This window comes from Nitratireductor thuwali (genome assembly GCF_036621415.1).
GTDB classification, from domain to species: domain Bacteria; phylum Pseudomonadota; class Alphaproteobacteria; order Rhizobiales; family Rhizobiaceae; genus Chelativorans; species Chelativorans thuwali.
The window spans coordinates 3,247,288-3,268,077 of record NZ_CP030941.1; the positions used below are offsets into that span (position 1 = coordinate 3,247,288).

Annotated in this window: 21 protein-coding genes and 1 pseudogene; 13 read left to right on the forward strand and 9 right to left on the reverse strand. The window is 63.9% G+C overall.

The window, feature by feature from the left end; all coding sequences use genetic code 11:
* Positions 1–19: 19 nt before the first annotated feature.
* Positions 20–1,081: an ABC transporter substrate-binding protein gene (locus NTH_RS15710; protein ID WP_338530893.1), complete on the reverse strand. Its 1,062-nt coding sequence runs from the start codon at positions 1,079–1,081 to the stop codon at positions 20–22.
* Positions 1,082–1,312: 231 nt separating this feature from the next.
* On the opposite strand from NTH_RS15710, the gene NTH_RS15715 reads away from it, so the two are divergent.
* Positions 1,313–2,086: an IclR family transcriptional regulator gene (locus tag NTH_RS15715; protein WP_338530894.1), complete on the forward strand. Its 774-nt coding sequence runs from the start codon at positions 1,313–1,315 to the stop codon at positions 2,084–2,086.
* Positions 2,087–2,449: 363 nt separating this feature from the next.
* Complete coding sequence (locus NTH_RS15720) at positions 2,450–3,394, forward strand: LysR substrate-binding domain-containing protein (RefSeq protein ID WP_338530895.1); 945 nt, start codon at positions 2,450–2,452, stop codon at positions 3,392–3,394.
* Positions 3,395–3,442: 48 nt separating this feature from the next.
* Here NTH_RS15720 and NTH_RS15725 read toward each other — a convergent pair whose 3' ends face one another.
* Both NTH_RS15725 and NTH_RS15730 read right to left on the reverse strand, forming a co-directional pair.
* Entirely contained in the window at positions 3,443–4,645 is a 1,203-nt protein-coding gene (locus NTH_RS15725) for an MFS transporter (RefSeq protein WP_338530896.1), read from the reverse strand.
* A 128-nt stretch (positions 4,646–4,773) separates the two neighbouring features.
* Positions 4,774–5,433, reverse strand: coding sequence for a hypothetical protein (locus NTH_RS15730; RefSeq protein ID WP_338530897.1), 660 nt, complete (start codon positions 5,431–5,433; stop codon positions 4,774–4,776).
* Between the two features lie 373 nt (positions 5,434–5,806).
* Between NTH_RS15730 and NTH_RS15735 the strand changes: the two genes are divergently transcribed.
* From NTH_RS15735 to hpaI, 6 genes and pseudogenes are all read left to right on the forward strand, one after another.
* Positions 5,807–6,190 carry a 5-carboxymethyl-2-hydroxymuconate isomerase gene (locus NTH_RS15735; RefSeq protein WP_338530898.1) on the forward strand — a complete coding sequence of 128 codons (384 nt, stop codon included), beginning with the start codon at positions 5,807–5,809 and terminating at the stop codon, positions 6,188–6,190.
* The gene (gene hpaE, locus NTH_RS15740; protein WP_338530899.1) at positions 6,191–7,699 is read left to right on the forward strand and encodes a 5-carboxymethyl-2-hydroxymuconate semialdehyde dehydrogenase; all 1,509 of its coding nucleotides are present in this window, start codon (positions 6,191–6,193) and stop codon (positions 7,697–7,699) included.
* A gap of 123 nt (positions 7,700–7,822) precedes the next feature.
* The gene (hpaD, locus tag NTH_RS15745) at positions 7,823–8,806 is read left to right on the forward strand and encodes a 3,4-dihydroxyphenylacetate 2,3-dioxygenase (RefSeq protein WP_338530900.1); all 984 of its coding nucleotides are present in this window, start codon (positions 7,823–7,825) and stop codon (positions 8,804–8,806) included.
* Between the two features lie 78 nt (positions 8,807–8,884).
* Entirely contained in the window at positions 8,885–9,739 is an 855-nt protein-coding gene (locus tag NTH_RS15750) for a fumarylacetoacetate hydrolase family protein (RefSeq protein ID WP_338530901.1), read from the forward strand.
* The gene (hpaH, locus tag NTH_RS15755; RefSeq protein ID WP_338530902.1) at positions 9,736–10,536 is read left to right on the forward strand and encodes a 2-oxo-hept-4-ene-1,7-dioate hydratase; all 801 of its coding nucleotides are present in this window, start codon (positions 9,736–9,738) and stop codon (positions 10,534–10,536) included. Before NTH_RS15750 ends, hpaH begins: the two co-directional genes overlap by 4 nt.
* 8 nt (positions 10,537–10,544) lie before the next feature.
* Positions 10,545–11,335: pseudogene (gene hpaI / locus NTH_RS15760) on the forward strand (4-hydroxy-2-oxoheptanedioate aldolase).
* 3 nt (positions 11,336–11,338) lie between these two features.
* Here the strand turns inward: hpaI and NTH_RS15765 are convergent.
* The 3 genes from NTH_RS15765 to NTH_RS15775 form a co-directional block, all read right to left on the reverse strand.
* Entirely contained in the window at positions 11,339–12,016 is a 678-nt protein-coding gene (locus NTH_RS15765; RefSeq protein ID WP_338530903.1) for a VOC family protein, read from the reverse strand.
* Between the two features lie 150 nt (positions 12,017–12,166).
* Positions 12,167–13,420 (reverse strand): serine hydrolase domain-containing protein, encoded by a 1,254-nt coding sequence (locus tag NTH_RS15770; RefSeq protein WP_338530904.1) that lies wholly within the window; start codon positions 13,418–13,420, stop codon positions 12,167–12,169.
* A 37-nt stretch (positions 13,421–13,457) separates the two neighbouring features.
* Entirely contained in the window at positions 13,458–14,525 is a 1,068-nt protein-coding gene (locus NTH_RS15775) for a class I SAM-dependent methyltransferase (protein WP_338530905.1), read from the reverse strand.
* A gap of 149 nt (positions 14,526–14,674) precedes the next feature.
* Here NTH_RS15775 and NTH_RS15780 point away from each other — a divergent pair, with 149 nt between their 5' ends.
* From NTH_RS15780 to NTH_RS15790, 3 genes are read left to right on the forward strand one after another with little or no spacing between them, the layout of a single operon-like run.
* Complete coding sequence (locus tag NTH_RS15780) at positions 14,675–15,739, forward strand: GlxA family transcriptional regulator (RefSeq protein WP_338530906.1); 1,065 nt, start codon at positions 14,675–14,677, stop codon at positions 15,737–15,739.
* Between the two features lie 40 nt (positions 15,740–15,779).
* On the forward strand, positions 15,780–16,760 hold the full coding sequence (locus NTH_RS15785; RefSeq protein WP_338530907.1) for a sodium-dependent bicarbonate transport family permease: 981 nt from the start codon (positions 15,780–15,782) through the stop codon (positions 16,758–16,760).
* 5 nt (positions 16,761–16,765) lie between these two features.
* Positions 16,766–17,077, forward strand: a complete 312-nt coding sequence (locus tag NTH_RS15790; RefSeq protein ID WP_338530908.1) for a P-II family nitrogen regulator — start codon at positions 16,766–16,768, stop codon at positions 17,075–17,077.
* A 30-nt stretch (positions 17,078–17,107) separates the two neighbouring features.
* Here NTH_RS15790 and NTH_RS15795 read toward each other — a convergent pair whose 3' ends face one another.
* From NTH_RS15795 to NTH_RS15805, 3 genes are all read right to left on the reverse strand, one after another.
* Positions 17,108–17,398, reverse strand: coding sequence for a hypothetical protein (locus NTH_RS15795; RefSeq protein ID WP_338530909.1), 291 nt, complete (start codon positions 17,396–17,398; stop codon positions 17,108–17,110).
* Positions 17,399–17,401: 3 nt separating this feature from the next.
* Positions 17,402–18,409: a TerC family protein gene (locus tag NTH_RS15800; protein WP_338530910.1), complete on the reverse strand. Its 1,008-nt coding sequence runs from the start codon at positions 18,407–18,409 to the stop codon at positions 17,402–17,404.
* A 94-nt stretch (positions 18,410–18,503) separates the two neighbouring features.
* Positions 18,504–18,767 carry a zf-TFIIB domain-containing protein gene (locus tag NTH_RS15805; RefSeq protein ID WP_338530911.1) on the reverse strand — a complete coding sequence of 88 codons (264 nt, stop codon included), beginning with the start codon at positions 18,765–18,767 and terminating at the stop codon, positions 18,504–18,506.
* 376 nt (positions 18,768–19,143) lie between these two features.
* Between NTH_RS15805 and NTH_RS15810 the strand changes: the two genes are divergently transcribed.
* A complete protein-coding gene (locus NTH_RS15810; RefSeq protein WP_338530912.1) occupies positions 19,144–19,827 on the forward strand; it encodes a TetR/AcrR family transcriptional regulator in 684 nt (227 codons plus the stop codon).
* Between the two features lie 18 nt (positions 19,828–19,845).
* Positions 19,846–20,778: a TAXI family TRAP transporter solute-binding subunit gene (locus NTH_RS15815; protein WP_338530913.1), complete on the forward strand. Its 933-nt coding sequence runs from the start codon at positions 19,846–19,848 to the stop codon at positions 20,776–20,778.
* Positions 20,779–20,790: the final 12 nt, after the last annotated feature.

The window sequence follows — 20,790 nt, forward strand, 5'->3', positions numbered from 1 at the left end:
CAACAACGACCTTCTCGTCTTACTGCGCCAGCAGCTTGTCAAAGAGGGCGCGGTCGTAGTCAGAGTAGATATAGCCGTCAGCCGGGAACTGGTCGGCACGCGCGAGATAACCGTCAATATTCTCGTCATTGATGACGGGCAGAGGCACCTTTACGAAAGCCGGTACGTCCTTGCCTTCAAGAGCCTGAACGGCGGCATAAACGGACAGAGCCCCCAGCCAGTTCGGCTGCATGGTCGCCCAGCCTTTCAGTCCTTTTTCTTTCCAGAGCTCCAGGAACTGACGCGCATTCTCGCCGGTGGTCGGCACCTGCTGACGGCCCTGGCGGTCGAAAGCAAGAACGGAACCGGCTGAAAGGGCGCCGCCAAGCGAAAGAACGCCGTCAATTTCCGGATTGGCAAACAGCAGGCTGGTCATTGCCTCCTGTGCCGGGGCGACATTGTATTCGGTGTTGGTTTCGGTCAGGATTTCGATGCCGGGATTGGCGTCCAATACCGGCTGCGCACCCTTGCGGCGATCATCGCTCACGGAGATACCGGCGGGGCCATTCATGATGATGATCTTGCCTTCGCCGCCCAGCTGATCGGCCATCCACTGGGCAGCTGCCGCGCCCCATTCGTTTGAATCGGTGTTGATCTTCGCTGTGACCTTGTCAGTGTTTACAAGGCTGTCAAAGTTTACCACGGCGATGCCTTTGTCGCAGGCGTCCGAAATCACCCGATCAAGCGCGTTGGATGAGCCGGCAATGACGACGATAGCGTCGACATCCGCATCAATCATCGACTGGATGTGCTGGATCTGCGTCTGAGCATTGCCTTGGGCGTCGGTGATCATCAGATCATCAACCAGCCCTTCTTTCTTAAGCCGTTCCACTTCGGCAGCAATGGTGCCTTCGGTCTGCTTCATCCATGTCGGAACGGAATAGATATTGGCCCAACCGATCGTGTAAGGCGCTTGCCGCTCTCCCGTCATGCAATTGGCAGCGGCAAAGGCTGATCCAGCCCCGGCGAACACTATCGATATGGCAGCCGCGCCCAGAAGCAGGTGGCGGCGCGCCGCATCCTTCAGATGCAATAGTTTCATGGTTCTCTCCCTTGGTGACAAGCACAGCGCTTTGGACGTCGCTGCTTGATGTGTCCATTATATTGTGCATATGATCTATATAATGGAAGATCATACTACCGCCTTTTGTCTTCTCTGCAAGTGGCTGCCGCCGACTCTGGGGACATGCCTTTCAAAGGGCAGAGGTTGAGAATTGACACGGGGCGGGAGTTCAGAAGAAGAACGAGGCCCGAAGCGAAGGAGACCGGACCCTTGGACGTTGTAGAAACGACTGCCACCGCAAAGCGTGCCCGCGGCCTCGATCGTGCCTTTGAGATTCTCGATTTTCTGCGCAACCACAAAGCACCGATGCGCCCCAATGAGATCGCCGTTCAGATCGGTGCTCCACGATCGTCGGTCTATGAGCTGGTGAACCTGCTCCTGCGCAACGAGATCCTGGAATTTGTCGGGGCCGACGGTCGGGTCTTTCTGGGCCGGAAACTCTATTTTCTCGGGGCGGCTTACGAGGCGCAGTTCGACTTCACGCGAGAGTGCGAGGTGGCACTGGAGACTGTTGCCAGGAAGACTCGTGAAACCGCGCAATTCTGTATGCTTGACGGTAACAAATACACGGTCGTGCGAATGAAAGAGGGCGCACGACCATTTCGCATCTCATCTGATACTGGACAGTCCGTACCGATTCCGTGGACCGCATCAGGGCGCCTGCTGGTTGGGCATATGAGCGATCAGGAAATCCTCGATTTCATCCCTGCTGAGGATTTTCAATTGCCAGATGGAGGCTGGCTCGATCCGGCGGATTTCCTGCAGCAGGTAAGAGATGCTACGGCCAGGGGGGACTTTACCTTCAACAGCATTGTGGACAGCTTCACCCACTGTTTTGCCGTTCCTGTAACCGACGCGGAACGCAAATGTGTTGCTACGCTATGTCTTGTTGCACCACGTGAGGATGGCGTGGCTAACAAGCAGACTTATCTGCAATATCTCAAGGAAGCCGCCCGCGTCTTGAGCTTTCCTGCGCTCCGGTGATCAAGGACGGCAGTACAAGCACATTTGGCGCGGCCGATGCTGGCCGCTGTTTATTCTCCTAACTCAGATTCGGTAACGCGGGCGCATTCAAGAACAACGCCATAGCTTTTCTGACGGACAGAGCGAGGCTCTAGCTGATTTTAAAGACGATCGAGTGGGAATGATCCGGCGTCCTTCGCGGGCATGGGCGGTCTATCGCTGGCAAGGGAAACACGGCCTGTTCGTCGTCGATGCTTCGCGAGGCCCGGCGCGGCGCGCGCCACATGGGCTGTGGCATGGCAGCATCGCTGCGACCCTGGACGACGTATGCGAAAGCAAGTAGAAATGCGGCTTGTCGTCCATGGCCTGGGACGATGAGGCAGCATGCTGAACCTGAACGATCTTTATTATTTCGTCCAAGTCGTTGACCATGACGGTTTCGCGTCAGCGGCACGGGCTCTCAATGTTCCCAAATCCACGCTCAGCCGGCGCGTCATCCTTCTCGAAAGCCAGCTCGGCGCGCGTCTCATCCAGCGCACTTCGCGGCAGTTCACGGTTACCGACGCCGGTAGGGAATTCTACCGCCATGCGCTTGCCGCCGTCATTGAAGCGGAAGCAGGTGAGCACGCGATCCGCCGCCGCCATACGGAGCCCATGGGCAAAGTGCGGTTTTCCTGCTCGACCGCAATCGCACAGTTCGCCTTGGCGACCCTGTTGCCGCGGTTTCTCGTGCAATTCCCCAAGGTTCATCTCGTTGAGTACGCAACCAACAGGCATGTCGATCTCGTGAACGAGAATATCGATGTCGCCATCCGCGCCCATGCCGGCGATCTGCCCGACTCCGGCCTGATTCAGCGTCGCTTGCTGTTCTCGCCGCGCTGGCTTGTGGCAAGTCCGGCGTACCTTGAGAGTGCGCCGCCGCTGGCCGCACCTGAGGACTTGAGATCTCACGCCGGCCTTGCCTTTGGCAGTGGCGACGCCGAGCCCATGTGGCGCCTCACCGATGGTTCGGAGGGGATGTCCGCCGTCTCCTTCAAGCCGGTCCTGCACACCGATGACCTCATGACCCTCCTTTCGGCCGCAAAGGCCGGTCTCGGCATCGCTTCGCTCCCCGCCTTCATATGCCGGCGAGATCTCACCGCCGGCGCGCTTGAGCGCGTGCTGCCGAATTGGACAGAATGCGGAGTCAACATCACACTGCTCATGCCCTCGCGGCGCGACCTGCTGCCATCCGTCCGCGTCTTCGTGGATTTCCTCGCGGCCGAACTCCCCAGTGCAATGTCTGGCAAGCCTCCGCAGGGTGAGGAGGCCGCCTGGGCCCGGCACTGAGCATGGTCAGCGGCCGCACGCCGGCGCGCGCCGCCGGTCCCTTGCGCTTCATGAGCGGCGCTTGACGTGGCGATAGCCGCTGGCGAGGAAGGGCAGCATAGCCGCAGTGGCTGCCATCAAGGCGCCCATTGCGCAAAGTGCCGCAAAGCCACCGGCAAGGACGACCGGCCCGGCGAGAGCTGCACCCGTGCCAGCGGCCAGTCCCATGGCGACCTCGCCGATGCCCTCGGCGGACGGGCGGACCGAAGAGGGAACCGAGGTCACCAGAAGTGCGCTGCCGCCGACGATGCCGAGATTCCATCCCACTCCGAGCAGGAACAGCATGGCCGACATGGCAAGAACATCGTCCATGTCGAGCAGGATGCCCGTCACCATGGCGGCGGTGATGGAAAGGGCGCCCGCCCTGGCAACGGCCCATGCGCCGATGCGGTCGGCAAGCCAGCCCGACAGCGGCGAGGGGAGAAACATGCCGGCAACGTGGATGGCGACGACAAGACCGACGGTGTTCAGATCCGTGCCATGACGATCGAGCTGGATCGGCGCGATCGCCATGACGGCGACCATCACGAGGTTGACGATGGCGAGCAGGAGGAGGCAGGTCCATGCCGATCCCTGGCCGAGGCCGGAGACGATCTGCCTCGACGAGACGGCCTGCGCAGTACGCTGACCAAGGAGTGCAGCGCCGGCTTGCCCATGGGAGCGCGGTCGCAGGGAGGCCACGGCCAAGAGCAGCCCGGCAGCGGAAAAGCACAAGATCGCGACCAGATAAAGCCCGGTCAATGCCGGCAGGTTCAGGACCGTTGCGAGTTGGCTGCTGGGCCCCAGAAGGTTGGGGCTGGCGATGGCGCCAATGGAGGCGGCAAAAAGCACGGCTCCGATCGCCTTTCCCCGCACGGCCTCGCCGCCGATCTCGGCCGCCGCATAGCGCGCGAGGAAAACGGCGCTGTTGCCGCCGCCCAGGAGCAAGGAGCCGACGAGGAGAACAAAAAGGCTGCCCGTGACGGCTGCCAGGGCGACAATGGCTGCGCCGGCAATCCCCAGCAGATAGCCGATGGCCAGGCTCCGGCCGCGTCCGCTCCGGTGCGTCAAGACCGCCATGAGGATCGCGGAAAGCGCCTGGCCGATGATGAGGGCTCCGATCGGAAGTCCCGCCACGGCCTGTGTGCCCGTGATCTCGACGGCGAGAAGCCCGCCCGCCGTTCCTCCGGCCGCAAGGCCGGCGCTGCCGAAGGCGGTTGCGAGCGCCAGCACTGTGAGAGTCCGGCGCCGTTGGCCGCCCGCATGCGCGGCAGGTTCCGGCGGTGCCGAGGCGGTGGGATGCGGAGCTGTCATTCCGTCCGCCGGATCTTCAAACCCGAGCCTTCGTTGCATCGGCGCCCTTACGGTTCCGCTGGCCGAAGAAGCGCCAGCCCGCCCCAGAATCGGAACAGGATCGACAGAAGAATTCCCCCCATCGCGAACAATCCGGCAGCGGGCATCAGGAAGGTGCCGAAGGCGAGTGGGGTGAGGACGCTCATGGCGCCCGCAAGGATCGCGACGACGCCCAGTCCCGCCGGCAGCAGGCGGTGGGTCCATGAGCCGATGCCCGCAGCGATCATGGAAAGCCCCATGAAGAAAAGGCCGGCCCCCTGCGCGACATCCAGAAGCATCTTGAATCCCTTCCAGAGGACGGCGGCATCCGGTCTGCCTGCAAGGTCCTGAAACAAGGGCACGCCGCTATAAAAGCCGATGGGCACGATGGAATGGGCCGCGACGCCGACCAGGCCGAGATAGAGAACGGCGCCGCCCAGCGCTGGCGCCTTGCGGTCGAAGCGCTCCGCAAGGCCGGCGAAGAAGAGCGCCAGGAGCGCAAGGTTGAAGATGCCGAAGACGACGGCAAGGCGCAGGAAGTGGCCGCCTTCGCGCAGGATGCCGATGGCGCCGTCGAAGGAGGAAAACGCCTCGGCGGACCAGCCGCTGAGCATAAAAAATGCAGCCTCCCCAGCCAGTCCGATGCCCGAAAGAATGCCTGCCCATGCGCCAAGGCGTTCCCTGTCCATGTCCTGAACTCCCCATTCCAGTCGTATCGCCCGGCTATTCTAGTTTCAGGATCGCGGGCAGAATACGCGGCGCCATGAGACGCACCGTCCAGCGAGCGGGACGAGGATGCCCCTGCGATGGTCGTGGCGGGCTGGCGGCCGTGACGTGGGCAAAAGTACCCCGAACGGCCTGTTCACCAGTGCAGGAAGAATCGAGGCGGATAGCCGTCGGTGAACGGCGATCGCATGACAGAAGGCAGTCTCGCGTTCACCCATTTCGCCAGCGGCGACAGTCAATGCGGTTCCTTGCGATGTTAAATTTCTTGCTTGACGGCGCAAGCCGAATTTGATTAACATCGCAACTAAATCCTGTGCCTCCGAGTTTGGAAGCGGTATGCCGCATATACAGATCGAATACTCCGCCAATCTGGAGCAGACTGTCGATATCAGCGGCTTGTGCGAGGAAATCCGTGCCACGGCGGTGGCGATAGACATCTTTGTCATGGCGGGGGTCCGGGTTCGTGCGATGCGGGCGGACCATTGCGCAATCGCTGATGGCGACCCGAAGCATGGCTTCGTGGACATTTCGATCCGGCTGCGTGGCGGGCGCCCCGCGGTGCAAAGGCAGGATGCGACACAGCGGATATTCGACGCGGCGCGCGCCTTTCTGGAGCCCGCGATGGCGCGGCATTCCATCGCCCTGTCACTTGAAATGCGAGACATCGACCCGGAGCTGTCTCCCAAAGCCGGCACGATCCGCGATCACCTGGAGGCTTGAATGAGCGAACTTTCCGATAACCTGGAAAAACTGGATGGCTATCTGGCGCGCTTCAGGGAGACCGGGATCAAGAACCGGATCGCGGGCGAGGATCGCGGCGGCGCGAAGGGCGTGTTCCAGTCGATCTCGCCGGTGGACCGATCCGCCATCTGCGATGTGGCCCATGGCGCGGCGGATGACATCGACGCGGCGGCCAGGGCCGCCTCGGAGGCGTTCCCGGCCTGGCGCGACATGCCCGCGCTCGAGCGAAAGAAGATCCTGATCGACGTTGCCGAGGCAATCGAGGCGCGGGCGGAGGAAATCGCCCTGTGCGAGTGCTGGGATACCGGGCAGACCTTGCGTTTCATGTCCAAGGCGGCGCTGCGCGGGGCCGAGAATTTCCGCTTCTTCGCGGAAAAGGTGGTGCAGGCCCGCGATGGGCAGCATCTGAGGTCGCCCACCTTGATGAATGTCACGACCCGTGTTCCCATCGGCCCGGTCGGCGTCATCACGCCGTGGAACACGCCGTTCATGCTGTCCACCTGGAAGATCGCGCCGGCCCTGGCCGCGGGCTGCACCGTGGTGCACAAGCCGGCGGAGGATTCTCCGCTGAGCGCCCGTCTGCTGGTGGAGATCGCCGAAGAGGCGGGGCTGCCCAAAGGCGTGCTGAATACGGTCAACGGCTTTGGCCCGGATGCCGGCAAGGCGCTGTGCGAACATCCGCTGATCAAGGCAATCGCCTTTGTCGGGGAAAGCCGTACCGGCAGCATGATCGTCAAGCAGGGCGCCGATACCCATAAGCGCAATCACCTGGAACTGGGTGGCAAGAACCCCGTCATCGTCTTTGAAGACGCCGATCTCGACCGGGCGCTCGATGCGGTGATCTTCATGATCTATTCGATCAATGGCGAGCGCTGCACCTCGTCCTCGCGTCTGCTCGTGCAGGACACGATCCGCGAGGAATTCGAGGCGAAGCTCGTCGAGCGCGTGAACAACATCAAGGTCGGTCACCCGCTGGACCCGGCGACCGAGATCGGCCCGCTGGTGACCGAAGATCACTACAACAAGGTGACCTCCTATTTCGACATCGCCAGGGAAGACGGCGCAACCGTCGCGGCCGGCGGTGTGAAGGCCGGCGACGAAGGCTATTTCGTCCGCCCGACGCTGTTCACAAACGCCAATAACGACATGCGGATTGCCCGCGAGGAAATCTTCGGGCCGGTGCTGACTTCGATTCCCTTCTCGACCGAGGAGGAGGCGCTGAAGATCGCCAATGATACGCAATACGGCCTGACCGGCTATGTCTGGACCAACGATCTGACCCGCGCCCTGCGCTTCACCGATCGGCTGGAGGCTGGCATGATCTGGGTGAACTCGGAGAACGTGCGGCACCTGCCCACCCCCTTCGGCGGGGTCAAGGCCAGCGGCATCGGCCGCGACGGAGGCGATTGGTCCTTCGAGTTCTACATGGAGCAAAAAAACATCGGCTTCGCCACCGGCGCGCACAAGATCATGCGCCTGGGCGCCTGAAGCACGGAACCAAGTAGGCGCGCCCGAACCAAACGCACCGCCGAACACGACGTCGCGACCGCTTATCCGCCGAGTTCGGGAGCCGGTCGGAGACGTCCGTTTCGCCGCTTAGAGGAGGAATTCATGCCCGTCCCCGCTCCGAATCTCCATCCCGCTTTCAATACGATCCGTCTCAGTCATGTCTGTCTGAACGTGAGCGATCTGGCGGCTTCGAAAAAGTTCTATGCCGAGATCCTGGGCTTTCAGATTACCGACGAAAGCGATAGCCACGTCTATCTGCGGGCGATGGAGGAGCGCGGGCATCACTGCGTCATCCTGCAAAAATCCGAGCAGCCCGGCACCGTCGAGGTGATGGGCTTCAAGACCTTCGGCGAGGAGGATCTCGACCGGGCCGAAGCCTATTTCCAGTCCAAAGGCCGCCCGACCTCCTGGGTGGAACGCCCCTATCAGGGCCGCACGCTGCTGACCTCCGACAATATGGGCATTCCGCTGGAATTCTATCACAAGATGGACCGGCTGGAGCCGATACACCAGAAATACGCACTTTATCGCGGGGTCAAGCCCCTGCGCATCGACCACTTCAACTGCTTCAGCCACGATGTGGACGCCTCGGTAGCCTTTTACAGCGATTTCGGCTTCCGCGTGACGGAATATACCGAAGAGGCGGAAAGCAAGAAGATCTGGGCGGCCTGGATGCACCGCAAAGGCGGTGTGCACGACATGGCCTTCACCAATGGGACCGGCCCGCGCATGCACCATGTCGCGTTCTGGGTGCCGACGCCGCTCAATATCATCGACCTGCTCGATCTGATGGCGACAACCGGTTACGTGAAGAACGTCGAACGCGGCCCCGGTCGGCACGGCATTTCCAATGCCTTCTTCCTTTATATCCTCGATCCCGACGGCCACCGCATCGAGATCTATTGCTCGGATTATCAGACGGTCGATCCCGATCTGGAGCCGATCAAATGGGACCTGAAGGACCCGCAGCGCCAGACCCTCTGGGGCGCGCCTGCGCCGGAAAGCTGGTTCAAGCACGGAACGCAATTCGTCGGCGTGGACACCAAGGCGTCCACCATCCAGGCCAGCCCCATCATCGCGCCGTAGGAAACCCCGTGCTTGCGCTCCAGAACTCATAGCTGTGGCGTGAATACCGGCCTGATCTCGACAGCGAGGAGTGACGCGATGCGTTTTGCAACCTACACCGCCAATGGCGAAAGTTTCTACGGCGCGGTCGCCGATGCTGGCATGATCGCCCTCAACAGCGCGTTCCCGCAGTGGCCGACGCTGCTCGACGCGATCCGCGATGGCGGCCTTGCGGCGCTTGGCAGAGCCGCCGAGGGCAGGGACGTGACGCATCGGGAGTTCGCCTATCAGATCCCGCTGCCCAACGCCGTCCGGCTGCTCTGCGTCGGCGTGAACTTTCCCGACCGCAACGCGGAATACAAGGATGGCAGCGAGCAGCCGAAACATATGTCGCTGTTCCCGCGGTTCCTCAGCGGCTTTGCCGGCCACGAGCAGAACCTGGTGCGCCCGCCGGAAAGCCACACGCTGGACTACGAAGGCGAGGTGGCCGTCATTATCGGCAAGGCGGGCCGCCGCATCGCGCAGGACGACGCCTATGATCACATCGCCGCGCTGACCTTGTGCAACGAAGGCACCATCCGCGACTGGGTGCGCCATGCCAAGTTCAACGTCACCCAGGGCAAGAACTGGGACAAATCCGGCTCGCTCGGCCCCTGGCTCGTGCCGTTCACCGATGCGGCGCAGCTGGATGAGGCGCGGATCCTCACGCGGGTGAACGGCGAGGTGCGCCAGGACGACTATCTCAGCCGGATGCTGTTCCCGATCCGCCGCCAGATCGAATATATCTCGACCTTCATGACCTTGCTGCCGGGCGACATCATCGTCACCGGCACGCCCACCGGCGCCGGCGCGCGGTACGACCCGCCCAGATACCTCAAGCCCGGTGATGTGGTCGAGGTGGAAGTCGCGGGGATCGGAGTGTTGCGCAACGGCATCGAGGACGAAGTGCTATGACGCCGGAAGATCACGCCCGCGCCGCCGGCGATCTGCTGGCTGCCGAGAAGAGCCGCAGCCAGATCGGCCTTCTGTCGCTGCGCCATCCCGAGATGGGCATGGACGATGCCTATCGGGTGCAGAAGGCCATCTATCGCGCCAAACTGGCCGAAGGCCGCAGGGTGATTGGCTGGAAGATCGGACTGACGTCGAAGGCGATGCAGTCTGCACTGAAAATCGACGTCCCCGACAGCGGCATCCTGTTTGACGACATGGCGTTCGACGATGGCGCCACGGTGCCGCGGGGGCGGTTCATCCAGCCCCGGATCGAGGTGGAAATCGCCTTTGTGATGAAGGCCGCCGTGGGAGGCGAAACGGTCACCCGAAAAGAGGTGATTGCCGCTACCGGCCACGTGTCGCCCGCGATCGAGATCCTCGACACGCGCATCCAGCGGGCCGACCCCGAAACCGGAAAGCCGCGCACCGTATTCGATACGATCAGCGACAACGCGGCCAATGCCGGCATCGTGCTGGGCCCGCAGAAACATGCGGTCGATGCCTTCGATCTGCGCTGGGTGGGGGCGCTGGCATTGCGCAATGGCCAGATCGAGGAAACCGGCCTGGGCGCCGGGGTGCTGAACGATCCGGTGGAAAGCGTGGTCTGGCTGGCCCGGCGCATGGCCCAATACGGCCAAAGCATCGAACCCGGCCAGGTGATCCTGTCGGGCAGCTTCATCCGCCCGGTCGAATGCCCCTCGGGCACGAGGATCGACGCCGATTTCGGGCTGTTCGGCGCGGTTTCCGTCAGCTTTGCTTGAGGTTTTGAATGCCGGCTCCAAAAAACGCTTTCAAACAGGCCCTGCGTGAGGGCAGGCCGCAGATCGGCTGCTGGGTCGGCCTGGCCGACGCCAGTACCGCCGAGATCATGACCACCGCCGGCTTCGACTGGCTGCTGATCGACGGCGAACACGCGCCCAACGACATCCGCAGCCTTCGCGACCAGCTGCAGGTGGTGGGGCCGTCGGAAAGTCATCCGGTGGTGCGGCTGCCGATTGGCGAGGCCTGGCTCATCAAGCAGGTGCTAGACGTCGGCGCGCAGACCTTGCTGATCCCGATGATTGACACCGCCGATCAGGCGCGCGAGATGGTGCGAGCCTGCCGGTACCCGCCCGAAGGCCTGCGCGGGGTCGGCTCGGCTCTGGCGCGGGCGTCGCGCTTTGCCGCAATCCCGGATTATCTGCACACGGCAAATCACGAGATCTGCCTGCTTCTGCAGGTCGAGACCGTCGAGGCCCTGGCCAATCTGGACGCAATCCTGGCGGTGGACCATGTAGACGGCGTTTTCGTCGGACCGTCCGATCTGGCGGCCAGCATGGGTCATATGGGCAATCCGGGGCACCCGGAGGTGCAGGAGGCTGTTCAGGATGCACTGGTCCGGATCGCCGCCGCGGGCAAGGCTCCGGGCATCCTTACGACCTGGCGCTGGCCCGGCGCTATCTGGAGCTTGGCGCGCTCTTCGTCGCGACGGGAATTGACGTCACCCTGTTGGCACAGACGGCCCGCAACCTCGCGACGAAGAGCAAAGCGCTGATCGGGCCATCAGCGGGGCCGGCGTGAGCGTCATCGCGATCTGGAGCGCAGATCCCGCATCGCTCGCATAAGCGTGTCGTACACGTAATCGGTGGCTTCGCTGTCGAACGACTCCATCTCCTGCTCCACGCGCGCGCTCTCCGCGGCCTGATCGACTTCCTCGGCACGCTGATGGACCCACCACAGGTTTCCCCAGGGGTCGAAAAACCGGGCGATCTTCTCGCCGAACATGAAGTCCGACAACTCCGTCACAACCTCGGCACCGGCATTGCGGGCGCGCGTGAGCACGGATTCGGCATCCTCTACATAGACTTGCAGAAAGGACGGCGTTTGGGGCCAATCCTCCTTGGAATCGAATATCATGATGACGCTGTCGCCGATTCTCACCTCGGAATGAATCAGCAGGCCGTCACGATCGGGAATGCGTGCCTCTTTCGTCTCGACAGCCGAGAAGACATGCTCAAGGAACTTTATCAGACCTGACGCCCCTTTCGGGATGATCCATGGGTTCACGGAATGATAGCCCTCGGGTACGGGAGGAGGTGTCTGGCCGGCCATCGGAAGTCCTCTAACGTTGTGATCTTCAATGCGCATTGCGGCGTGACGCTGCGGCACGTCACCGCCGGCCATCATGGCCGGCGGATGAGGCGCGACGGTGTCGACGCAACACCGCATCCGGACAAAACTGCCACTTCCTGCCAACCGCATCAGACGGTCCGAACCGGTGGAGAGGGTACACGCAGGGCTGGTCCCGCCCCGCCTGTAATGGCCGCTGGACCGCGCCCCGGGGCCGTGCGCGGTCCAGCTATTTCGAAGCCAAGGACGGGCGGCGGGGCAGATGAAGCGCCGCCTGCACGATCAGCCGCCCTTGCGCACTGCGTAGATCGCATCCCGAAGCTCGGCAGGGAACTCGCCGATCACGCCGGCGACAGAGGTGTTGGTCAGCACCACCACCGTGAGCTTGTCCGCGGGATCCACAAACCAGTGGCTGCCATACACGCCGCCCCATTGCCAGGTTCCCGCATTTTGCGGTGTGCGCGCGGCTTGCGGGTCAAGCAGCACCGCGGCGGCCAGGCTGAAGCCCCAGCCTTCGCCCTCCGTCCAGGCGCGCAGGTCGCCGATTGCATGCTGTGCGAACAACGCGGCCGATTCATCTGCAAGGATCGGCGCGCCGCCGGTGCGGAGCGCCTCCAGAAAGCGCAAATAATCCTCCGCAGTGCCGCTCATGCCGCCGCCGCCCGATGGATAGGCTGCCGGGTCGAGCGCGCGACCGGGCGATGCTGGCACGCCGAGCGGGAGTTCATCCTCCTCCTCGTTCATGCGCACGGCCCTGGACTCGCCATCGCGGTAGGCCGCCGCCAGCCGGGCCTTGTCGGCGACCAGGAAGCTGGTGCTCCTCATGCCGAGCGGGCCGGTCACGTAATGCGCCACCGCCTCCGGCAGCGACATGCCCGCCGCCTTTTCGACCACGGCGCCCAGGACGTCGGTGGAAAGCGAATAGCGCCACTCCGTGCCGGGAACGTAGAAAAGCGGCACCGAAGCGAGCCGGCGCAGGCTTTCCTCGAGCGTCATCCTGGCGCCGTCCAGCCCCTGCGGGATCCGTTCGCGCCGGTAGGCATTGCCTTCCGGTTCGAGGAAGGCATAGCTGAGCCCGGAGGTGTGCGTCATCAACTGGCGGATGGTGATGTCGGGCCGGCTGCCGTCGGCGAGCCGGGGCGTGAAATAAGGCAGCCATTCTTCGACCGTGTCGTCGAGCGACAGCTTGCCCCTTTCGACCAGCGCCAGCGCGGCCGCCGAGACGATCGCCTTGGTATTGGACGCATGGCGGAAGATCGTGTCTTCTTTGGTGGCGATTCCGGCTTCGCGGTCGGCATAGCCGGCGGCGCGGCGGTAGACGATCTCTCCATCCCGCGCGATCATCGCCACCACGCCGACGATTTTCTCCGCGCTCACCCAGCGGTCGATCACCGCGTCCACGCGTTGCGCAAGGTCGTCGGCAAGCGCCGGGGCACCGGAAAGCGCGGCGGCGATCAGGCCCGCGGCGAGCGGCCTTGCGAGCCCCGCTCCCTTGGTCTTCGGTCGTTCTGCGGAATGCACGCTTGCTTGCTTCATGGCTGTTTTCCTTTCCCTGTCGGACAGATCGGCTCGCTTACACGCGGGCGACAAACCAGACATTCATCGGGTCGTGCGGCAGGACATGGCGCTCGACCGAGCGGAAGCCGGCCGCATCGAGTATCGACTGCGCCGTCTCCCATCCCCACATCGTGCCGAGCCCGAGGCCGCCCTGGCCGAGGGAAACGGGCATGCAGTGGCAGAGCGAGACGGCATAGAGAAAGGGCGCGAAGGGGAAATCGAGGTTGTTTTCCAGCCGCGCCGAGCCGCCGATATCCTGCATCAGGTAGACGCCGCCCCCTCTGAGCGCGCCTTTGAGCCCGCGGGCCAGCGCCTGCGGATCCTTCTGGTCGTGTACGGCGTCGAAGCTGGTGATCAGATCGAACCGCGCCTTCTCGTCATATCCCGTGAGATCGCGCTGCTCGAAGCGGATATTGTCGAGCCCGGCCTTGCGCGCGGCCTCTTTGGCAAAGGCAATTGCATCGCCGCAAAGGTCATAGCCGGTGAAGCGGCTGGCCGGATAGCGCCGCGCCATCTCGATCAGCGCCGCTCCGCGCCCGCAGCCCGCATCGAGCACCTCGATGCCCGTCGCCAGCCGTTCCGCAGTCCCTTCGGCAAGCGGCAGGATGGTATCGAAGAGCCGCGCCACGACGGTCTGGCCGCTATCTTCCGCCATCATCTGATGAAAGCAGGGATAATCGCCATAGGCGAGGCCTTCGCCGGTCTCCATGCAGGCGATGAGCCGCTCCTGCATTTGTCCCATCATGGCGACGGCTTGGGCGTAGACGGCAAGGTTGCCGAGCTGCGCGCCGCGCGTCAGGCAGGCAGCATGTTCGGACGGCAGGTGATAGGTCTTCGTCTGGGGATGGTAGGCGACGATCCGGCCCGTCACCATCACCGCCAGCCATTCGCGCACATAGCGCTCCGAAAGCGCCGCCCGCTGGGCGATCGCCTCGCTGGTCGACGGCGGCAACGCCGCCATCAGGTCGAACAGGCCCAGGCGGTGGCCGATTGACATCATGACCGCGACCGCGCCGGCCTCAAGCATGGCGCCGGCCTTCTCCGCGAAGGCCGCCGCAGCAGTCTCGTCCAGGGTCTGGGGCATTTGTGCCTCCGACATCGCATCTTCTCCTTTCCGGTTGTGGGTCGGCGGCGAGTAGACGCGTTGGCGGCGCCGCAAAAGTGCGGAAGTGGACAAGAAAGAGGCATTTGTGCCAAAGAGGCGCCATGGAAGCGCAAACGGGAACCGGATCCGTGGCACGGATCCAATTGCTGGCCCTGCCCGAGACGACGCCGGCAACGCTTTACGGGCTGCACGAAGTCTTCGCCTCCGTCGGCGTCGCCTGGCAGCAGTTGACGCACGAGGCGACCGCGGCCGCGCGCCTCGATGCACGGATCGTGGCCCGCGCAAAGGCACCCTATCCTTCGCCTTTCGGGCCGCCCATCGCCCCCGAAGAGAGCCTTGACGGGGCGGGGCGCGCCGACATCGTCATCGTCACCGATCTGATGCTGAGGCCGGAGGAAGACCCGCGCGGCCGCTGGCCCGAAGAGACGGCCTGGCTGCGGCGTCAATTCGACCGGGGAGCGATCGTCTGCTCGGTCTGCACCGGTTCCGTCTTCCTCGCCGAGGCCGGGCTGCTCGATGGCGTCGATGCAACGACTCATTGGGGCGTCGCCGGCATCTTCGCCAGGTGTTACCCGCTCGTGCACCTGCGGGCGGAGCGGATCCTGTGCCCCGCCGGGCCGGAGCATCGCATCATCACCTCAGGCGGTGCAGCATCCTGGACCGATCTTGCCCTGTATCTCGTCACGCGCTTCCGCGGCCCTGCGGAGGCTGTGCGGATCGCCAAGGTTTTCCTGATCGGCGATCACAGCGAGGGCCAGCTCCCCTTCGCCGCGTTGGGTCGGCCGACCGCCCATCACGACGCCACGATCGCGCGCTGCCAGCAATGGCTTGCCGAGCACTACGCCGAGCCCAACCCGGTCGCCCGCGTGACGCAGCTTTCCGGCTTGCCCGTCCGCACCTTCAAGCGCCGCTTCCGGTCGGCGACCGGCTACACGCCTATCGATTACATACAGGCGCTGCGTATCGAGGAGGCGAAGCAGATGCTGGAGACGACGGCCGAGGCCACCGATGCCGTCGCCCATGCCGTGGGCTACGATGACCCGGCCTTCTTCCGGCGGCTGTTCAAGCGCCTGACCGGCGTCACCCCGGCGCGCTACCGGCAGCGGTTTCGTTTCGCCGGCTTGGCCCTGCAGCCGTGCGGCGGCATCGCAGTCGATTGTTCACAGCAGGACTTTCTGACTTCTCGCCCCTGATACTCTCGACTATAAACCCGCTGGCATTGAAGGAGTGGGCATGGACAGTATCCTGGCGCTGGCGGGGGCCAATCTGGTTTCGCCGATCATTCTCAGCTTCGTGCTCGGGCTCGTGGCGGCTCTGGCCCGCTCCGATCTCAGCTTTCCCGAAGCGATCGCCAAGGGGCTGTCGCTCTATCTCCTGTTCGCCATCGGCTTCAAGGGCGGCGCAGGCGTGGCGGCCCACGGCGTCGATGCGCGGCTGGTGGCGGCGCTGCTTGCGGGCGTGGCGCTTTCGCTTCTCCTGCCTTTCATCGCCTTCGCCCTGCTGCGTTTTCTGACGCGGGTGTCGGTCACCGACGCGGCTGCGGTGGCCGGACACTATGGATCGATCTCGATCGTGACATTCGTTGCCGCCAGCTCTCTTCTGGCCGGGCGCGGTATTCCGGCCGAAAGCTACATGGTCGCGGTGGCGGCGGCGATGGAGGCTCCGGCGATTCTGTCGGCGCTGTGGCTTGTGGCCAGGCGCGGAGGCGGAACCGAGCGCGTGGGCGCCGAACTCTGGCGCGAGATCCTGCTCAACGGCTCCATCGTCCTCCTGCTCGGCGCCTTCGCCATCGGCTGGATCACGGGGGAGGAGGGCCTTGCGGAGATCAGCAGCTTCATCGTCGAACCGTTCAAGGGGGTGTTGTGCCTGTTCCTGCTCGACATGGGGCTGGTGGCGGGCCGCGGGTTGCGCGGCAGCCGCGGCGTGCTCACCCCCGGGGTGGTCGCCTTCGGCATCTTGATGCCGCTCGTCGGCGCCGCGCTTGGCCTGGCCGCCGGCCTGGGGCTGGGGGTTTCCCTCGGCGGCGTGGTGCTGTTCATGGTCCTGGGGGCGTCCGCCTCCTATATCGCCGTGCCCGCGGCCATGCGCGTGGCGCTGCCCGAGGCAAACCCGGCCCTGTCGCTGACGCTGTCGCTGGGCATCACCTTTCCGTTCAACCTGACGCTCGGCATCCCGCTCTATATGATGCTGGCCGGCGCCGTGATGGGGAACTGAAGACAATGAAGATGCATGAGGCCAAGCGCGTGGAAATCATCATCGAGGCGGTGATGGAACGGCAGCTCACCAACGCGCTCACCGAGGCTGGCGTGACTGGCTACACGGTCCTGCCCGTCAGTGGCGGGTCCGGGCGCTCGGGCCAGTGGAGCCGCGAAGGCCAGGTGGGGCGGGCTGGCGGCATGGTCGCCGTCATCTGCCTGATCCGCCCTGAGCGGCTGGACATGCTGCTCGAAGCCGCCTTCGCCGTTGTCGAACGGCACATCGGCGTCGTGAGCGTGTCCGACACCCAGGTGCTGAGGGCCGAGCGCTTCTGACGGAACGCGATCGGCCTGCCGTCGGGACGGTCAGACCACGACCATGATCCCCGCCCACAGCACGACGGCGACCTCCGCCAGCCGCGCCCATATCGGCGGGCCGGTGTAGCGGGCCGCGCTGCGATAGACGCCCACGACCGCGACCAGCAGATAGGGCAGCGCAAGAAAATGGACCGCCAGCGCGGCTGCCGCCGGCACCCCGGCGCCAAAGAGCGCGAGAGCTGACCCCGTGGCCAGCAGGCTGGCCAGCGTGCCGTAGATGAGCGCGTATTCCCAGAACGCGCGCCCCAACGGAAGCTGGCCAGCCCACAATGCGCGCATCGGCTACTCCGCGTCGGCGGGCTTCTCGGCCGGCATGGCCGGGCTGCCCGGCACCCAGCCCGTGGGCAGCACCTGCGGCTCGGCGGGTGGCGCGCCGCGCGTGCGGATGAGCGAGAGGGCGATCGATCCGCCGATCAGCACCACCGTGATCAGCAGCGCAAGCTCCGTCGGCACGAACTTGCCGCCGTAGAAGTAGTTGGCGATCATCTTGGAGCCGATCACCACCAGCACCAACGACAGCCCGTATTTCAGGTAGATGAAGCGCGGCACGATGCCGGCCAGCGCGAAGTAGAGCGCGCGCAGGCCGAGGATGGCAAAGACGTTGGAGGTGTAGACGATGAACGGATCCGTGGTGATGGCGATGATCGCGGGGATGGAATCGACGGCGAAGACGAGATCCGTGAACTCGATCATCACGAGCACGAGAAACAGCGGCGTGGCATAGAGCAGGCCGTTCTCACGGACGAAGAAGTGCTTGCCGCGATAGGTCTCGGTGAGCCTGAACCGCCGTCGCACGGCTTTCAGCACGATATTGTTTTCCATATCGGGCTTCTGATCCGCCACGATCAGCATCTTGACGCCGGTGACGATGAGGAACCCGCCGAACAGGAGCGCCATCCAGGCGAACTGGTGGATGAGCTGCACGCCGGCGAAGATGAGGACGCCGCGCATGAAAAGCGCGCCCAGGATGCCCCAGAAGAGCACCCGGTGCTGGTACTGCGCCGGCACGGAGAAATAGGTGAAGATCAGGACGATGACAAAGATGTTGTCGACGCTGAGCGACTTTTCGATGAAATAGCCGGTCAGGAAGTCGATCCCGTCCTGCGTGCCCCGCAGCCAGAAGAGGCCGGCGCCGAACAGAAGGGCGAGAACAATGTAGAAAAGGCTCAGCCACAGGGCTTCGCCGACCTTGATTTCGCGTTCCTTGCGGTGGAGGACGCCGAGGTCGAAGGCCAGCAGCGCCAAGACGAACAGGTTGAACCCGACCCAGAGCCAGATGCTCGATTCCATGAGTTTTCTTCCGCTGATCCTCCCGCACCGGGAGAAAATGAAAATGGACGAAGAAAGGCCGACCCATGGGGCCGGCCTTCATCGGATAGTTAGGTTAAAAGTCGAACAGTTCGCCGAGCAGCGACTTGCGCTTCTTGTAGCGCGGCTGGTCGTATCCGGACTCGCGGTATTGCGGCCGGGCCTCCTCCTGCCGGTAGGGCCTCTCCGCGCGCGGCGCCTCGGCAGGGGCGGCCCGCTCGATCAGCTTGTCGAGCTCCCCGCGGTCGAGCCACACGCCGCGGCATTTCGGGCAGTAGTCGATCTCGATCCCCTGCCGCTCGGTCATTACCAGTTCCGTCTCGTCGATCGGGCACTTCATTTTCTTCTCCACGCTCTGGCCATGCCGCGGCCAATCGGGCTGCGGCTTGAGACCTTACTTGGAGGACGACGGAAGTTCGAAAAGGGGTCGGCCAACAAGCAAGATGCGCAAGCCGCAACTAACTCGAAGTCCGACATCGCAATGCTACCGCATTGCCAGAGGGGCCCGGACCGCTGGGAATTTGGGGACCTGCGCGACCGTTTTCAAGCTCCTGCGGCAAGAATTTCGCGGCGGCCAGAACTCATGGAAACTTTGGTGGGAACGACGCGCCTGCCTGATGTGCCGCGACGTGCTTTTAGACAGTTGTCTAAAAGCACTGGACAATCGTACAGCAAAGCATTATCGGTGCCATGGCAGAGGGAGGCAGCCGGCAAACATGGCGAAGACGTCGACATCCAGGGAAATCAGGCCAGCGATCCTCGACGAGGCCGAAAAGCTGTTTGCCCAGCGCGGCTTCGGGGCGGTGGCCCTGCGTGAGATCGCGCGCGCGGCGGGTGTGAATGTCGGCAGCATCACCTATCACTTCGGCGACAAGCTCGGCCTGCTGGAGGCGATCTACGCCCGCCACACCCGGCCGATGAATGCGCGCCGGCTGGAGCTGATCGGCGAGGCGCAACGGGTCGAGGACCTCGATCAGCGCCTGACGGCGATCCTGCGCGGTTATCTTCTGCCGACCTTCACCTCGTCGGACGACCTTGCCGGCGGCGGCGCGCGCTTCACCAGACTGCGCGCCATGCTTTCGGCCGAGGGCAATCCGCAGGCGCGCGAGATCATCGCCAGGTCCTTCGATGCGACCACGCGCGTTTTCATCGACGCGATCGCGGGCTGCCTTCCCGGCGCCCGGCGCCAGGACATCGTCTGGCGCAGCCAGTTCCTGCTCGGATCGCTCTACTACACGCTCATCAACCCCGAGCGTGTCGAACGCCTGTCGGATGGCGCAATCGACGCTGCGGATCAGGACGCGGCCATCGCGCAGATCGTCGACGCAAGCTTCGCAAGTTTCCGGGCGCTTTCCAGGCCCGGGGCGCATTCGGCGCCCAAACTGGAAAACACCGAATAATCCAGGGAGGAATTGAGAATGATGTTTCGCAAGATGATGGCCGGCGCCGCCCTGGCGGCGGCGTTGATCGGCTCGCCCGCCATGGCGCAAGAGCGCATTTCCATCGGCACCGGCGGCACGGGCGGACTGTTCTACGTCATAGGCGCGGGTATGGCGGATGTGCTGAACAAGCATATGGAGGAAGCTACCGCGCGCGCCGAGGTCACCGGCGCTTCGGTCGAGAATATTCGGCGCGTTGCCGCCGGGCAGATGACATTCGGCTTCTCGTCGTCTTCGACGCTCTATGAAGCGAAGGCAGGCGAGGGACCGTTCGCCAGCGACCCGCAGCCGGTCGCTGCCATGGCCTATCTCTATCCGGCCGTATTGCAGATCGCGACGGTGGCCGACACCGGCATCACCACGATGGAAGGCCTCGCCGGAAAGCGTATCAATCTGGGACCTCCCGGCAGCAACGCGGCGGTGCTCGGGCGGCGGCTGCTGGAAGCCCACGGCGTTTTCGACGAGGACAACGTCCAGTTCATCTCCTACACCGAAGGCACGAACGCCCTGATGAACGGCACCATTGATGCGACGGTCGTCCTGGCCGGCGCCCCGACGGCAGCGCTGATCGATCTCGATGCGCAGCGCGACATGGTTCTCCTGCCGATCGACCCCGAAAAGACCGCCAGCCTGTTCGAGGAGTACCCGTTCTATCAGAAGTTCGACATCCCGGCCGGCACATATCCGGACCAGGAGGAGGCCGTCGCCGCGGTCAACGATCCGGCGACGCTGTTCGTGAAGCAGGATGCCGATGAAGCGCTGGTCGAGACCATCACCAGGACCATCTTCGAACATCTGGACGAACTCGGCGAGGTGCACCCGCAGGCCAAGGCCATCGCGGTCGACACCGCAACGCAGACGCCGATCGATCTGCATCCGGGCGCCAAGAGCTACTTCGACAGCGTGAAATAGCGCTGGGCGCGG

Excerpts from the sequence above, each read along its gene's own strand:
- NTH_RS15730 (WP_338530897.1), bottom strand. The coding sequence starts at position 5,433 with ATGGACAGGGAACGCCTTGGCGCATGGGCAGGCATTCTTTCGGGCATC.
- hpaD (WP_338530900.1), top strand. The coding sequence starts at position 7,823 with ATGCCCGTCCCCGCTCCGAATCTCCATCCCGCTTTCAATACGATCCGT.
- NTH_RS15810 (WP_338530912.1), top strand. The coding sequence starts at position 19,144 with ATGGCGAAGACGTCGACATCCAGGGAAATCAGGCCAGCGATCCTCGAC.
- NTH_RS15750 (WP_338530901.1), top strand. The coding sequence starts at position 8,885 with ATGCGTTTTGCAACCTACACCGCCAATGGCGAAAGTTTCTACGGCGCG.
- NTH_RS15775 (WP_338530905.1), bottom strand. The coding sequence starts at position 14,525 with ATGCCCCAGACCCTGGACGAGACTGCTGCGGCGGCCTTCGCGGAGAAG.
- NTH_RS15800 (WP_338530910.1), bottom strand. The coding sequence starts at position 18,409 with ATGGAATCGAGCATCTGGCTCTGGGTCGGGTTCAACCTGTTCGTCTTG.
- NTH_RS15770 (WP_338530904.1), bottom strand. The coding sequence starts at position 13,420 with ATGAAGCAAGCAAGCGTGCATTCCGCAGAACGACCGAAGACCAAGGGA.
- hpaH (WP_338530902.1), top strand. The coding sequence starts at position 9,736 with ATGACGCCGGAAGATCACGCCCGCGCCGCCGGCGATCTGCTGGCTGCC.
- NTH_RS15795 (WP_338530909.1), bottom strand. The coding sequence starts at position 17,398 with ATGCGCGCATTGTGGGCTGGCCAGCTTCCGTTGGGGCGCGCGTTCTGG.
- NTH_RS15785 (WP_338530907.1), top strand. The coding sequence starts at position 15,780 with ATGGACAGTATCCTGGCGCTGGCGGGGGCCAATCTGGTTTCGCCGATC.
- NTH_RS15805 (WP_338530911.1), bottom strand. The coding sequence starts at position 18,767 with ATGAAGTGCCCGATCGACGAGACGGAACTGGTAATGACCGAGCGGCAG.
- NTH_RS15735 (WP_338530898.1), top strand. The coding sequence starts at position 5,807 with ATGCCGCATATACAGATCGAATACTCCGCCAATCTGGAGCAGACTGTC.
- NTH_RS15815 (WP_338530913.1), top strand. The coding sequence starts at position 19,846 with ATGATGTTTCGCAAGATGATGGCCGGCGCCGCCCTGGCGGCGGCGTTG.
- NTH_RS15720 (WP_338530895.1), top strand. The coding sequence starts at position 2,450 with ATGCTGAACCTGAACGATCTTTATTATTTCGTCCAAGTCGTTGACCAT.
- NTH_RS15765 (WP_338530903.1), bottom strand. The coding sequence starts at position 12,016 with ATGCGGTTGGCAGGAAGTGGCAGTTTTGTCCGGATGCGGTGTTGCGTC.
- NTH_RS15710 (WP_338530893.1), bottom strand. The coding sequence starts at position 1,081 with ATGAAACTATTGCATCTGAAGGATGCGGCGCGCCGCCACCTGCTTCTG.
- NTH_RS15790 (WP_338530908.1), top strand. The coding sequence starts at position 16,766 with ATGAAGATGCATGAGGCCAAGCGCGTGGAAATCATCATCGAGGCGGTG.
- hpaE (WP_338530899.1), top strand. The coding sequence starts at position 6,191 with ATGAGCGAACTTTCCGATAACCTGGAAAAACTGGATGGCTATCTGGCG.